General features: G+C 50.7%; 13 protein-coding genes. 9 read left to right on the top strand and 4 right to left on the bottom strand.

From position 1 onward, the window contains the following. Nucleotides 1–104: 104 nt before the first annotated feature. A complete protein-coding gene (gene atpA, locus CLV58_RS22660) occupies nucleotides 105–1,679 on the bottom strand; it encodes a F0F1 ATP synthase subunit alpha (protein ID WP_106140122.1) in 1,575 nt (524 codons plus the stop codon). Nucleotides 1,680–2,025: 346 nt separating this feature from the next. Here atpA and bamJ point away from each other — a divergent pair, with 346 nt between their 5' ends. The 4 genes from bamJ to dnaG all read left to right on the top strand — a co-directional run bounded on the left by bamJ (nucleotide 2,026) and on the right by dnaG (nucleotide 7,415). Further along, the gene (gene bamJ, locus CLV58_RS22665; RefSeq protein WP_211300893.1) at nucleotides 2,026–2,799 is read left to right on the top strand and encodes a BamJ family beta-barrel-assembly machinery protein; all 774 of its coding nucleotides are present in this window, start codon (nucleotides 2,026–2,028) and stop codon (nucleotides 2,797–2,799) included. Nucleotides 2,800–2,912: 113 nt separating this feature from the next. Continuing rightward, nucleotides 2,913–4,991, top strand: a complete 2,079-nt coding sequence (locus tag CLV58_RS22670; RefSeq protein ID WP_106140123.1) for a carboxy terminal-processing peptidase — start codon at nucleotides 2,913–2,915, stop codon at nucleotides 4,989–4,991. A gap of 57 nt (nucleotides 4,992–5,048) precedes the next feature. Beyond that, entirely contained in the window at nucleotides 5,049–5,288 is a 240-nt protein-coding gene (locus CLV58_RS22675) for a hypothetical protein (protein ID WP_106140124.1), read from the top strand. Between the two features lie 63 nt (nucleotides 5,289–5,351). Continuing rightward, complete coding sequence (dnaG, locus tag CLV58_RS22680; RefSeq protein WP_106140125.1) at nucleotides 5,352–7,415, top strand: DNA primase; 2,064 nt, start codon at nucleotides 5,352–5,354, stop codon at nucleotides 7,413–7,415. A gap of 190 nt (nucleotides 7,416–7,605) precedes the next feature. Here the strand turns inward: dnaG and CLV58_RS28820 are convergent, their stop codons facing one another. Beyond that, the gene (locus CLV58_RS28820; RefSeq protein WP_245882423.1) at nucleotides 7,606–7,821 is read right to left on the bottom strand and encodes a hypothetical protein; all 216 of its coding nucleotides are present in this window, start codon (nucleotides 7,819–7,821) and stop codon (nucleotides 7,606–7,608) included. 408 nt (nucleotides 7,822–8,229) lie between these two features. Between CLV58_RS28820 and CLV58_RS22690 the strand changes: the two genes are divergently transcribed. Then, the gene (locus CLV58_RS22690) at nucleotides 8,230–8,925 is read left to right on the top strand and encodes a LuxR C-terminal-related transcriptional regulator (protein WP_106140127.1); all 696 of its coding nucleotides are present in this window, start codon (nucleotides 8,230–8,232) and stop codon (nucleotides 8,923–8,925) included. A 3-nt stretch (nucleotides 8,926–8,928) separates the two neighbouring features. Here CLV58_RS22690 and CLV58_RS22695 read toward each other — a convergent pair whose 3' ends face one another. After that, nucleotides 8,929–9,786 (bottom strand): LytTR family DNA-binding domain-containing protein, encoded by an 858-nt coding sequence (locus CLV58_RS22695; protein WP_245882424.1) that lies wholly within the window; start codon nucleotides 9,784–9,786, stop codon nucleotides 8,929–8,931. A 335-nt stretch (nucleotides 9,787–10,121) separates the two neighbouring features. On the opposite strand from CLV58_RS22695, the gene CLV58_RS28495 reads away from it, so the two are divergent. From CLV58_RS28495 to CLV58_RS22700, 4 genes are read left to right on the top strand one after another with little or no spacing between them, the layout of a single operon-like run. Next, nucleotides 10,122–10,283 (top strand): hypothetical protein, encoded by a 162-nt coding sequence (locus CLV58_RS28495; RefSeq protein ID WP_170108767.1) that lies wholly within the window; start codon nucleotides 10,122–10,124, stop codon nucleotides 10,281–10,283. Nucleotides 10,284–10,329: 46 nt separating this feature from the next. Beyond that, the gene (locus CLV58_RS28500) at nucleotides 10,330–10,488 is read left to right on the top strand and encodes a hypothetical protein (RefSeq protein ID WP_170108768.1); all 159 of its coding nucleotides are present in this window, start codon (nucleotides 10,330–10,332) and stop codon (nucleotides 10,486–10,488) included. 39 nt (nucleotides 10,489–10,527) lie between these two features. Beyond that, nucleotides 10,528–10,689 carry a hypothetical protein gene (locus CLV58_RS28505; protein ID WP_170108769.1) on the top strand — a complete coding sequence of 54 codons (162 nt, stop codon included), beginning with the start codon at nucleotides 10,528–10,530 and terminating at the stop codon, nucleotides 10,687–10,689. Between the two features lie 26 nt (nucleotides 10,690–10,715). Then, entirely contained in the window at nucleotides 10,716–11,828 is a 1,113-nt protein-coding gene (locus CLV58_RS22700) for a lysophospholipid acyltransferase family protein (RefSeq protein ID WP_106140129.1), read from the top strand. Nucleotides 11,829–11,920: 92 nt separating this feature from the next. Here the strand turns inward: CLV58_RS22700 and CLV58_RS22705 are convergent, their stop codons facing one another. After that, entirely contained in the window at nucleotides 11,921–13,483 is a 1,563-nt protein-coding gene (locus CLV58_RS22705) for an Rne/Rng family ribonuclease (protein WP_211300894.1), read from the bottom strand. Nucleotides 13,484–13,689: the final 206 nt, after the last annotated feature.

Consider the following 13,689-nt stretch of genomic DNA (forward strand, 5'->3'; position numbering starts at 1 on the left):
GTTTACGGTTTTCAGTTTACGGTTTTCGGTTTACGATCGAGTGGTGCATTATTGACCTGCATCAGCCTACCGTACGCTGAAAACCGTAAACCGTAAACTACTTTTTAGTATTGAGCTGAAAGTTCGGCGGCTACTTTCTTCAATGTAGCAGTAGCTTCGTCGGTTAGTTTACCGGCGCGCAGGTCGTCAAGAACTTTCGGGTACTGGGCGCTCAACACCATCGCAAACTCGCTTTCGAAGGCTTTCACCTTGTTGACGGGTACCTTGTCGAGCAGACCGTTGGTCGATGCGTAGATGATAGCCACCTGCTGTTCAACCGATACCGGCGAGTACTGTGGCTGCTTCAGCATTTCCTGGTTACGACGGCCCCGCTCAATGGTCAGCTTAGTCGATGCGTCGAGGTCAGAACCGAATTTCGCGAAGGCTTCCAGTTCGCGGAACTGAGCCTGGTCCAGCTTCAGCGTACCGGCCACCTTCTTCATCGACTTGATCTGTGCATTACCACCTACCCGCGATACCGAGATACCTACGTTGATGGCCGGACGAATACCTGAGTTGAACAGGTTCGACTCCAGGAAGATCTGACCGTCGGTGATCGAGATTACGTTCGTCGGGATGTAAGCCGATACGTCACCCGCCTGTGTTTCGATGATCGGCAACGCGGTCAGCGAACCACCGCCTTTTACCCGACCTTTCAGGCTCGGTGGCAGATCGTTCATGCTGGCTGCGATATCGTCGTTGGCGGTCACTTTAGCGGCCCGCTCCAGCAGACGGCTGTGCAGGTAGAATACGTCACCGGGATACGCTTCGCGTCCTGGTGGGCGACGCAGCAGCAGCGATACTTCACGGTAGGCAACAGCCTGTTTCGACAGATCGTCATAAACGACCAGGGCCGGACGACCCGTGTCGCGGAAGAACTCACCGATGGCAGCACCCGTAAACGGCGCAAAGAACTGCATCGGCGAAGGATCAGATGCGTTAGCCGCTACGATTACGGTGTAATCCATGGCACCGGCTTTGCGGAGCGTAGCTTCCACCTGTTTAACCGTCGATGCTTTCTGACCGCAGGCTACGTAGATACAGTATACCGGTTGCCCTTTGTCGAAAAACTCTTTCTGGTTGATGATCGTATCGATGGCGACAGCAGTCTTACCCGTCTGACGGTCACCGATGATCAGTTCGCGCTGACCCCGACCAACCGGGATCATGGCGTCGATTGCTTTGATACCCGTTTGCAGCGGCTCGGTTACAGGCTGACGGAAGATAACGCCGGGGGCTTTACGTTCCAGCGGCATCTGATACAGCTCGCCCTGAATCGGGCCCATGCCATCGATGGGCTGACCCAGCGTGTTGACAACCCGGCCCAGAATACCATCGCCTACGTTGACGTAAGCAATCTGATCGGTACGCTTTACGGTGTCACCCTCTTTGACTTCCGAATAATCGCCGAGCAATACGGCTCCGACGTTATCTTCTTCGAGGTTGAGGGCCATTGCCTGCAACCCATTGTCGAAAGAAAGCAATTCTCCGGCCTGCACCTTCGAGAGGCCGTAGATACGCGCTACGCCGTCGCCGATTTGCAGCACCGTACCGACTTCTTCGAGTTCAGCTTCGGTTTGTGTTCCGGCCAGTTGCTGGCGCAGGATAGCTGATATCTCGTCGGGTCTTACGGATTCCATATATGATTATGAAGAGATTAAACGATTGATTTTAGGCCGCAAAGGTAAGGGTAAAAACTTGATAAAACTACGATGATCTGCTGTAATCAGTGCTGAATGTTAGACTTTTCCGGGATAATGTAGCCAATGGTAACGTTATGATAAAGTAAGCCGGCCGAGACAGGATTTAAAGGACAAGTGCAACGGAATAGGGCCGATGTGCTTGGAATAAAGGTCTGATATGTTAAATTGACTTAAAACTGGCTGAATATTTTTGCAAAAAGCGGGAATGCCAAACTTTTCGTTTGGTACTGTACGTTTTGTTTTTAGTGTCCATTTACTGTTTAGATCTCGTTTATTCGTTCACATGAAGTTCAACGCATGGTTGCTGGCTGGTATGACGTCGGCTGTTGTTATCGCCGGTCCGGCAAACGCCCAAACCAAGAAACCTACTCCTAAAAAGCCGGCTACGGCTAAACCTGCTTCGTCGGCGGCAACGGCTTCGGCTGGTGCTGACCTGAAAACATCGCAGGATTCGATTAGCTATAGTATTGGTCTGTTTATGGCGCAAAACCTGAAGCAACAGGGTATGAATGACCTGAATCAGACGCTGCTGACGAAAGGTATACAGGATGCCATGGGTGGTGGCAAGACACGCCTGACGCAGGAGCAGGCCGGTACCGTGCTGAATGCGTACGCGCAAAAGCAGTACGCCATCCGCAATGCCGAAGCACAGAAAGCCTCCGCTGGAAACAAGAAGATCGGAGAAGCATTCATGGCCGAAAACAAAACCAAACCGGGCGTTGTCACCACGGCTAGTGGCCTGCAGTACATCGTTGAAAAAGAAGGGACTGGTGCGAAACCAACAGCTTCAGATCGGGTTAAAGTACACTATACCGGTAAGCTGCTCGACGGCAAGGTATTCGACAGCTCGGTAGAGCGCGGCACACCCGCCGAGTTCGGTGTGAGCGAAGTTATTAAAGGCTGGACGGAAGCGCTGCAACTGATGCCGGTCGGTTCCAAATGGAAGTTGTTTATCCCCGCTGAAATCGCGTACGGCGATCGTGGGGCTGGTGCCGACATCAAACCCGGCTCGACGCTGGTGTTCGATGTCGAATTGCTCGATATTGTAAAACAATAAAGAGCGAAAGAATGAAAGAGCGCCAGAGCGATCAGCCGATTCAGGTACTTCGCTCTTTCACCGCAACGGCGGGCCGCTCTTTCGCTCTTTCGCCACTAAACTGGGTAGTGTAGATGAAGAAGTATCTGGTGACCCTGGTGCCCGTGCTGATGCTGAGTTTTCAAATGGACTCGCCATCAGACAAAGTCATAACGCGAACTGTGCCGGTAACCTACGCTGAAGGTGATCTGAAGCCAACCATTTCGCAGGAAAAAGTAGAAACGCTGGTAGCAAAACTGCTGACGACCTACCACTACCGGAAAGTGCGGCTCAACGACTCACTATCGGCGGTTGTGTGGGACAACTACCTGAAAGAGATTGACGGCAGCAAGACCTACCTGTTGGCGTCCGACGTGACTTCGTTCGAGAAGTACCGCGATCAGATTGATGACGCGCTGGTAAATGGAGACCTGACTGCGGCTTACGATATATATAATGTATTTCGGAAGCGGTTTCAGGAGCGCAGCGCGTTCATCAAGGAGCAACTGAAAAAGCCGTTCACGTTTACGGCTGACGAAACGTTCAACACTGACCGGGAGAAAGCGAGCTGGCCTAAATCGATTGAGGAACAAAATGACCTGTGGCGCAAAATTCTGAAAAATCAGGCGCTCGATCTGAAACTGGGCGGTAATCGTAGCGATAGTGCCGTGAGCGCGCTCATGACACAACGGTATAACAACCTCGACAAAGCGATCAACCGGGTTAAGAGCGCCGACGTGTTTCAGATGTATATGAACTCGTTCGCCGAAGCACTCGACCCGCATACCAACTATCTGTCGCCAAGCAATGCTGATCGCTTCAATCAGGAGATGAGTCAGTCGCTGGAAGGCATTGGTGCCATGTTGCAGGAAGACGGTGATTACATCAAAATCACCAACGTATTACCCGGTGGTCCGGCTTTCAAGAGCAATCAGTTGAAAGCGAACGATAAAATCGCTGGCGTTGCACAGGGCGATAACGGCCATATGGTCAACACGATGAACTGGCAGGTTGATGAGGTAGTAAAGCTGATCAAAGGTCCAAAAGGAACGGTCGTACGCCTACAGGTTATCTCACCGAATGCCATTGCCGGTGCACCGCCGAAGGAAATCCGGTTGGTTCGCGAGAAGATTAAATTGGAAGAACAGCGGGCCAAGAAAGAAGTCATCGACGTCGTTGACAATGGGAAGACGGTCAAGATTGGCGTTATCAACATTCCGATGTTTTACCGGGATTTTGAAGGTGCCCGTCGACGCGAAGAAGGCTTCAGCAGCACGACGAGCGATGTGAAGAAGTTTGTCGAAGAACTGAAAGCCGAAAAAGTGCAGGGTATCGTAATCGACCTGCGCGATAATGGGGGCGGTTCGCTAACCGAAGCTATCGATCTGACCGGCTTGTTTATTCCAAAAGGGCCGGTCGTACAGGTCAAAGAATCGACCGGCGAGACGGAGGTCTACTCAGACAAAGATGGTGGTGCCGTGGTATACGATGGCCCGATGGCCGTCCTTGTAAACCGGTTCAGCGCGTCAGCGTCGGAGATTTTCGCGGCCGCTATTCAGGATTACAAACGTGGAATCATCATCGGCGGTCAGACCTATGGTAAAGGAACAGTGCAGACGCTGGTTGACTTGAATCAGTGGTTGCCTAAAGAGCCGGAAAAGGTCGGTCAGGTAAAAATGACAATTCAGAAGTTTTACCGGATCAACGGGAGCAGCACGCAGCACCGGGGTGTAACGCCCGACGTCGAACTGCCGTCTGCGTTCTCGGCCGAAGAGTACGGAGAAAGTTCGCAGCCAAGCGCACTGCCCTGGGACCACATCAACTCGACTCGGTACGATGCATCCCAGGCCGTCGACGATAAGATTCTGGCTCGCCTGCGTGCTCGTTTCGATCAGCGACTCAAATCCGATGTGGAATTGAAGCAGTTGGCGCAGGATTTGGCCGACTTCAAGAAAGCCAAGGAAAACACGGTTGTGTCATTACTGGAATCGAAACGCCGGAAAGAGCGGGAAGATGCCGAACGGAAACGGACGGCAGCCGTGAAGGTTTCGCAAATGTCAGCCCCGGCTGATGAAACCGGGACCCCTGCCAAAACGGAATCGAAAAAGAAGAAAGATACCTACCTCAACGAAGCTGGGCTGGTATTAGCCGATTACATTCTGGCAGCGAAATAATAAATCAGTAAGCATCAACGAAGCCCGGCCTCAGCAGGTCGGGCTTTTTTTACGACTATGTGGTATTTCCTTATTCGGCAGGGCAATGTCTCTTACGAACAATACCGGGCGCTACAGCGGAAAGCCGCGCTGACCGAAGTTGAACTCTTCAATGACCCTTACGAGAATTGGTACGTGTTAAGCGTGGAGAAAGAGCAATACACCGCCTTCGTCGACCAGTTAGACCGGCAAGGCATTGTCTACGACTTGCGCAGCGACCGACCCCTGCGCGATGAGTTGCTGAGCCTCATGCGTTGAAAACGGGCGTCGTTCTCCGCGTTTCGACGTATCTTTGAGTAGCAGCATCAACAAATACCAGTCATGCGGATTCCTGAGGAAACCGTCGAGCGCATTCGGCAGGCCAGTGATATTCTGGAGGTTATTAACGACTTCGTGTCGCTGAAAAAAAGGGGCAGTAACTACATTGCCTGCTGTCCGTTTCACAACGAGAAAACGCCATCATTCAACGTTAATCCGGTCCGGCAGATTTACAAATGCTTTGGCTGCGGCAAGGCGGGGGATGCGGTACGCTTCGTAATGGATATCGAAAATATCGGTTACGGGGAAGCGCTACGGTACTTGGCCAAGAAATACGGTGTCGAGATCGAGGAGCAGGAGCAAACACCGGAAGAACTGCTGCGGCAGAATGAGCGGGAAAGCCTGCTGATTGCGTTGAACTTCGCCAAGACGTACTTCCAGGAGCTGATGCAGCAGACCGATGAGGGGAAGAGCATTGGCCTGAGTTACTTCCGGGAACGTGGGTTTACTAACCCGACTATCGACGCCTTTGAACTGGGCTATAGCCTTGATCAGTGGGACGGATTGCTACAAGCCGCCATCAAACGGGGCTACAACCCCGATATGCTGGAGAAGGCGGGGCTCATTCTGCGGAAGGAAGCCGATGGGGGCGGGAAAACGAAAACCTTCGATCGCTTCCGGGGGCGGGTCATGTTCCCGATCCATAACGTGTCCGGGCGGGTTATTGCCTTCGGTGCCCGCATACTCAAGACCGACAAGAACCAGCCGAAATACCTAAACTCGCCAGAGACTACCGTATACCACAAAAGCCAGGTTCTGTACGGCATCTACCAGGCTAAGCAGGCAATCCGGCAGGAAGATGTTTGCTTTCTGACGGAAGGGTATACGGACGTTATTTCGCTACATCAGGCGGGTATCAAGAACGTCGTTGCATCCTCGGGTACGTCGCTAACGACGGAGCAGATACGGCTGGTGGCTCGCTTTACGCCTAACATCACGATCCTGTATGATGGCGACGCTGCCGGTATCAAAGCGGCCCTGCGTGGTCTCGACATGGTGCTTGAGGAAGGGCTGAACCTGCGCCTGCTGCTGCTGCCTGATGGGGAAGATCCCGACAGCTACGTGCATAAGGTCGGCGCGGAAGCATTCAAAGCGTACATAAAACAGCATTCACAGGACTTCATCGATTTCAAAGCCAGTCGATGGTTAACCGAAGCCGGCGACGATCCACTCAAGCGGGCAGAAGGTATATCGGACGTGTGCGCCAGTATCACCCGCATCCCCGATCTGTTGAAACGACAAACCTTGTCGCAGCGGGTTGCGCAGGTTTTTCATGTCAGTGAACAATCGGTTATCTCGGAGATAAATCGGCTGTTACGCAAACAGCAGGAGCAGGGGCAAAAGGAAGCCGAACGGCAGCAACATCGGACAGAAGCTACTAATCGGCAGGCTGCTCCGGCACCGCAGCAAGCGGCTACGACCGATGATATCAACGCGTTGCTGAGTAGCCTGAGCGATTCGGACGCGGACCTGCCAGATATTGTCATACCTGATGCGCCTGCCCGGCCGGCAGCGCAAGCGAAAACGGTACAGACACCTTTAGCACTTCAGGAGGCTGAGTGTATTCGATTACTGCTGAATCACGGGGCCCGTGAGCTTGAACCGGGTATTACGCTTTGTCAGTACGTATTGAGTGAACTGGATGATATTGACTTTCAAACCTCGCCGTACAACCTGATCCTGACGCTGTATCGGGAGGCATACGCACAGGGTGACATTCTGCTAGCCGCCGATTTTCTGAATCGGCGCGTCAGTACTGAGCAGGCCATACAGGAGCAGGCTATCCATATGACCACACCGCGCTATGAGATCAGCGATGGTTGGCAGAAGCACGAGATATTCGTACCATCCGAGGAGGAGATCGGTATTCTGGCCGATGCTGCCTATCGGAATATCCTTCGGATCAAGAAAATGCTGGCTGAGCAACGGATGAGTCAGATACAGGCCCAAATGCGCGAGCCAGCTAACTCTCCCGATGAAGCAGACCGGTTGATGCTTGAATTTATGGGTATGAAACGAGTGGATATGGAGATCTCACGTTTACTTGGTACCGTCATTTCGGGATAATGCGTAAACAACGAAGTATGTAATAGGCGTGTGATTCAACTCGTCTGTAAACGAAAGAGCCAAGTTTGTCTTTCCAATGACCATACGTAGTAATTTTTCCGGCTTTCCTGTAGTAATTTTTTACTAGACGCGTACAAAAAAGGCTCTTCGATTTCGAAGAGCCTTACCTTTATAGCGGGGAAATTGAACACTATGCTTGCGCTACGGTCTTAATCATCGAAGCGCCGTTAACCAGTTCTGCGTCGATTTCCTGGTTCAGGTCACTCAGCAGTCTGGCATGAGAGTGAAGCTGACCTGACTGTGACGACTGAAATTTACCGATCTTGGGATTGTTCATGTCCATCAGTAACGTCATCAGTACGTCGCTCATGTGCTGACGCAGCGTCATCAACTGCCGTAGTCGCATACGGGTAGCTGAGTCCTGCCGACGCGAACCACCTCGAAGGGAATTGATAACTTCCGTTAATTTGGCATACCGGTTATGAAATTGCTCTGTCGCTTCTACCCAATCCAAAATCAAGTTCTGCACTTCTACAGCTGATGCCTCGTAAGTAGCCGATACTGATTGCTCTTGACCTTTCATACGATACCTAACTTAAAATCTCGTTTTTTTTCCGTTGATCAAAAGTATACAGGCGTGCGTAGCGAACGCAAGCGTATACGCATGAAATCACCCTTTTCCTGCGTGAAATCAACGAATTGATTTGAGTGATTTCACGCAGGAAAAGGGTGATTTCGCACCTTTTGGCTTGTTGATTGCCCATATAGACTAGTAGATTCGATCGTCTGATTCGCGATATGCCCACTGAAACCTATGAACTTGTCCATCAAAAATCAGGAGTCTGCTAAAAACTTTGCGATTCGCCGTCGAGACTTCTCCATACTGGTTGCGCAGTCGGAACTGTTCAATTGTGAGGTCCTGAGTCAGCTGCTGAAAGAGCAGGGGTACAATGTAGTGGGTAGGGCCGTCGAAATGGAAGATACGCTTCAGCAGATTCGGGTCAAGCGACCACACTGCGTGATACTTGAATCGGAAATATCCGGGCGGCAAAGTTTCGACATCGTAGAAGAACTACGAACGACCAACTACCAGACCAAATTTATTCTGTATACAAGCAAACCTGATGCCCGAATGGTGGCAAAGGCAATGCAAATCGGCTTTTTTGGCTTTCTGTATGCCAACGACAGTCTGGACGAGCTGTACCGCTGTTTTCACACCGTGAGCAGTGGCGGTTGTTACTACAGTAACGGGTTTATGTCTTTACTGAAGGATTACGGGGTAGATATAATCTCCGATGAGACACGAACCGCGCTAAACCGCCTGACCAATCGTGAACGGGAAGTGCTCCGTATGGTTGCCGATGGGGGGACAACAGACGAAATAGCGGATAATCTGGGGATTAGCTATCGTACAGCGATCAATCATAAGGCGCACATCGCTAAAAAACTTGACTTGGAAGGCTGTCGTCAACTGCCCAAATACGGTATTTCTGTCCGGAAATACCTGTGAGTGTCAAGACGAGAATACCTCGAAGGAGTTAGCGTCGGAGTTCGAGCGGGGCGGAATGTTACCTTGTAACCATTCCTTGAATTCGTGCATCCGGGCCCGGGGAACAATAACCTCGTGATTGCCGGGCGTGTTGAGTCGAACTATATATTTGCCGTTTTCCCAGTAAGCATAGTTAAGTACAGCCTCTCGGTTGACTATATAATCGCGCTTTATACGAAAGAAAACGCTGGGGTCGAGTTCCTGATCAAGTTCGTTGAGGGTTTTCGTGATCAGATACCGGCCACGGGGGTGCTCAGCGTAGTATTGGCGTTCTTCCACCGTGAAGAAATAAGCTTCTGTCGACAGGAAGGTGATTTCACCATTAGCGTCTTTTCCGCGCAGGTACAATGGATTGTCTGATTGAACGGCTTCCTGCACGGGCGGATTACTCAGTTGGTCTATCACCTGTGCCATCATTGCTGACTCTGACTCGGCAGCCTGTTGCGCCTTCTGCCGCTCGCGCAGGTAATCTGATATAAGCGATATGTTGACAGATGCATAGGCGATGAGCAAGATTGGAATGAGGTACCGCAGGTACATTTCCCCCGTAAAGGTGCCGATGAGGAACGAGTTGAGGTAGTTCTGAAACGAGTAATCCGGGAATTTCTGAAAAACGAACCGGACGGTTTCCGTAATCGGATTGAATATGAAGAAGGCTAGTAATACAGTTGGAAGCAGCTTAAGCTGATAGCGAAGGATCACCTCAGGCTTCAATTCGAGTGAAGTAAGCCCGAACTGCTTATGCTGTTGATTAAGCAGGCTAAGCAGCACAAGCACGGTGACTACTTCCGGTAAGACGATGCTCCGAACGAATAACCACATGTAAGGCAAAAAGCCCCCGTACTGTGTAAGTCTGGCAAGCTTGGAACTGTATATATAAGACCAGGAAACGCCTTCCATTGCCAGTACGATAACCAGCAGGACGCCGATACTATAGATCGGGTTCCGTAAATATTTTCTGGTTAGCTGTATCGTCGTCATACTGCCCTTATCAAAAATCTAAACTAAGATACTAGTAAATATTGACTAATACCTAACGTATTAATGAGACTTTTCTGCGATTGAGCGCCCTGTGGGGGTGGGGTACCTTTGTATTGTCAATGAGACAAAAAAAGACAACGCAAGTAACCTCATCACTTTTATATCAGTCAATCGCCATGAAAAAGCAATTTTCGATCAAGGCCATCAATGTCGCCAAAGGTAATGTTCTGTCGGCTGCTAAAGCTGAATCAGCTAACCTGCTGAAGTTTCTCAAACCCGCCGATTGCTGCCCCACTGCTGACTTTACTGCCTTGACCAAGCCAGTTTTGTCGCTCTAATCAGTCCGCATTAATCATTCCAACTGACATATCTATTCGATCTATCATGAACAAGCAATTCGCCATCAAGAGCATAAACACCAAAAAAAGTCTAGTATCTGCTGCCAAAGCTGAATCAGCTAACCTGCTGAAGTTTCTCAAGCCAGCCGATTGCTGCCCCACTGCTGACTTTACCGCACTGGTTAAACCTGTAGTCTCTCTCTAAGTAACTCAGTCTATCAATCTCTGATACAGTACCAACGACATGAAAAAGAACTTTGCCATCAAAACGATCAACACCGTAAAGAACGGTATCAGCTCGGCCGCCAAAAACGAATCAGCCAGCCTGCTCAAGTTTCTCAAGCCCGCTGATTGCTGCCCCACCGCAGACTTTACCGCGCTGAATAAGGCTAGTATCTCTTTGTAATAAATCCCATTCAACTACGTACGGTTATGGCAGCTGCTCTGACGCTATATAAGGAAGAACTTGCTCGGTGCAAAGCGCATTTCGACCAGATCGACTTGCGTCAGGAGCGAGGGTACCTGATGAAGTTCACCACCTTTTCGGCCAACGTGGAAAATATAATGCCGTTTATCCCACGTAGCGAGCACGAAGGGCTGTTTCGGCAGATTCTGCTGCAACAACTGTTTACCACCTTCGATCTGACTTGCCTGTCGGCGGGTGATCTAGTAGATAGAAAAGGGGACGAACTGACATCGATCGGAGCAGGGCCACGCATTTATTGTACGTATCACCTCGGCTCCTACCGGCTACTGACCAGCGTGCTGCTGCGGCACGGTGTAGACTGTGTCGTGCTGATGGGGAATAACGCAAACCGGTCGCAGGGCGATGGTATCTGTGACCACGTAGAGTCGTTGCGCAAAGAGAGAGGTATGGCCAGCGGTTTCCGAATCGTAGAAACGGGTCACCCTTCAGCAGCACTTACCGTATTGCGCGAGTTGAAAGCTGGTAAGTCGATTATCGTGTATGTCGACGGAAGCCCGGAAACGGCACCGGAACCGGGCGACGAAAGCCAGTTTCTGACCGTCAATATGGGCGAGCGTCAGGTAATGACCCGGAAAGGCGTCGCTTACCTGTCACACGCATCAGGTGTACCGATCATACCTGTAGTTAGTTACCGGGATGAGAACATGACGAATGTTCTACAAAGTCTGGACCCAATCTATCCTGTGAAGCATAGCGACCGCGAGCAGTACTGCCAGACAGCTATGCAGCAACTCTACGACGCTTTCTGGCTGTATTTGAGTCGTTATCCGGGACAATGGGAGGGCTGGAACTATATTCATTCGTTCCTGAAACCGATCAATGCCGCTAATCGCACGGCGAGACCGGTCATTATGCACCCCGTATTCAACGCTGAGCGTTACTCGCTTTGCGAGCTTGAGCAAGCGCCGATCCTGTTTGATCGTCGTTCGTATCAGACATACGAGATTACGGATGATCTGCGAGATTTGTTACTCAATATCGACACCGTGGAATCGGTAAAGGGACTTATCGGCGACGAGATGTACGATGAGCTGGTCGATATGGAGATTTTGTGTTAATTTTTTTTCCGTCTATATACAACAACTAAAAAAGGGACCTTCAGTTGAGGGTCCCTTTTTTCTATGGGTAAAAAATGCTTGGCTGTGGCAGGTTAAGAACCGCTGCCCGTCTCGATCACTTCACCCGCTTTGTTGAAGAACTTGAAATTGACGATGCCCAGCGAACTGTCTTTAATAAGCTTCACTCGGGTCTTGTACTTTACGTACCACTGCCATTGCTTCGAGTAGAGGCCCTTCGTGTAGTAGGCATACAGGAAAGGGTGCATGGCAATAGATACACCTCGCTCGTTCTGCTTCGTCAGAATGTAATCGAGATTGCTCTCAATCACGTCAGTAACCAGTACGCTGGCCTGAATCGTACCACTACCACCGCAGGTCGGACAAACTTCCCGCGTGACAATGTTCATTTCTGGACGAACACGCTGCCGGGTGATTTGCATCAGCCCGAATTTGGTCAGCGGTAGGATGGTGAATTTCGAGCGATCTGGCTTCATCTCATCGCGCATGATATCCTGCAGGAGCTTTTTATTCTCCGGCTTCTTCATGTCGATGAAGTCGACGACGATAATACCACCCATATCGCGTAACCGAAGCTGACGCGCAATCTCTTTGGCCGCTTCCTGATTGACGCTGATGGCTGTCGCTTCCTGGTCTTCTTCGGAATTCGACTTATTGCCACTGTTGACGTCGATGACGTGCAGCGCTTCGGTATGCTCGATAATCAGGTAACCACCACCGGGCAAACTCACCGAGCGACCAAACAGGGACTTCAGCTGTTTCTCCAGACCCAGCGCTTCAAATATTTTGGTCTTGCCGTTGTGAAGCTTGACAATCTTCTCTTTCTCAGGGGCGATCGTATGGATGAACTGCCGAATCTCTTCGTACGACTCCCGTGTGTCGACCGTAATACTTTCGAACGACTCGTTGAGCATGTCGCGAAGAATCGACGACGCCCGGTTCATTTCACCCAGTATCCGATCTCTTGGACGGGCTTCTGATAAGCTTTTAATGGCCATGTCCCACTTGGCCAGCGAATTTTGCAAGTCGCGGTCGAGCTCTTCGACATCCTTGTCCTGTGCAACGGTGCGGACAATGATACCGAAGTGTTTAGGCTTGAGCGATAGCATCAGCTTTTGCAGACGGCTACGCTCGGCTCGGTCGGTAATCTTCTTGGATAAATTGACGCCGTCGGCAAATGGTACCAGGACCAGATAACGACCAGCAATGGAAATGTCGCAGGATAGGCGTGGACCCTTGGTCGAGATGGGTTCTTTAACCACCTGTACCAGAATCGGGGTGTTTTTGGTCAGTACCTTATCGATCTTCCCGATTTTATCGATAGCCGGCTCAAGGGTAACGTTGTCGAGCCGACCCGTGGTGACGCGTTTTGCAATAACGTCTTTGACAAACTTGTTGAGCGAACTGATATTCGGACCCAGGTCCTGATAGTGCAGGAACCCGTCTTTCTCGTGCCCTACGTCGACAAAAGCCGCGTTGAGGCCCGACGACAGTTTTTTGACGGTTCCCAGGTATAAGTCGCCAACAGTAAAGCTGCTGTCTAACTCTTCTTCGTGATACTCCAGCAGTCTCTTGTTTTGCAAGAGTGCAATCCGATCACCTTTTTGAGTCGAACTGATAACTAATTCATTACTCACAAGATGAATGAACGGTTAGGATGGCTATATATAAAAAAAGAAGCCACGTTCGGGCTTTGCAGACCGGCCGAGGCTTCTCCAAATAAGTGCTCCGTATACGGTGTCGTGAGCCTTCGGTTAACTGAAATCAGCCGAACACGGACTGACCGTATACCGTAGACTACTTTTTCTTGTGCCGGTTTTTTCTGAGCCGTTTCTTCCGCTTG

The organism is Spirosoma oryzae, from assembly GCF_003002825.1.
Classification (GTDB): Bacteria; Bacteroidota; Bacteroidia; order Cytophagales; family Spirosomataceae; genus Spirosoma; species Spirosoma oryzae.

Excerpts from the sequence above, each read along its gene's own strand:
- CLV58_RS28495 (WP_170108767.1), top strand. The coding sequence starts at position 10,122 with ATGAAAAAGCAATTTTCGATCAAGGCCATCAATGTCGCCAAAGGTAAT.
- CLV58_RS22690 (WP_106140127.1), top strand. The coding sequence starts at position 8,230 with ATGAACTTGTCCATCAAAAATCAGGAGTCTGCTAAAAACTTTGCGATT.
- CLV58_RS28820 (WP_245882423.1), bottom strand. The coding sequence starts at position 7,821 with ATGCGACTACGGCAGTTGATGACGCTGCGTCAGCACATGAGCGACGTA.
- CLV58_RS22675 (WP_106140124.1), top strand. The coding sequence starts at position 5,049 with ATGTGGTATTTCCTTATTCGGCAGGGCAATGTCTCTTACGAACAATAC.
- dnaG (WP_106140125.1), top strand. The coding sequence starts at position 5,352 with ATGCGGATTCCTGAGGAAACCGTCGAGCGCATTCGGCAGGCCAGTGAT.
- CLV58_RS22670 (WP_106140123.1), top strand. The coding sequence starts at position 2,913 with ATGAAGAAGTATCTGGTGACCCTGGTGCCCGTGCTGATGCTGAGTTTT.
- CLV58_RS22695 (WP_245882424.1), bottom strand. The coding sequence starts at position 9,786 with ATGTGGTTATTCGTTCGGAGCATCGTCTTACCGGAAGTAGTCACCGTG.
- atpA (WP_106140122.1), bottom strand. The coding sequence starts at position 1,679 with ATGGAATCCGTAAGACCCGACGAGATATCAGCTATCCTGCGCCAGCAA.
- CLV58_RS28505 (WP_170108769.1), top strand. The coding sequence starts at position 10,528 with ATGAAAAAGAACTTTGCCATCAAAACGATCAACACCGTAAAGAACGGT.
- CLV58_RS28500 (WP_170108768.1), top strand. The coding sequence starts at position 10,330 with ATGAACAAGCAATTCGCCATCAAGAGCATAAACACCAAAAAAAGTCTA.
- bamJ (WP_211300893.1), top strand. The coding sequence starts at position 2,026 with ATGAAGTTCAACGCATGGTTGCTGGCTGGTATGACGTCGGCTGTTGTT.
- CLV58_RS22700 (WP_106140129.1), top strand. The coding sequence starts at position 10,716 with ATGGCAGCTGCTCTGACGCTATATAAGGAAGAACTTGCTCGGTGCAAA.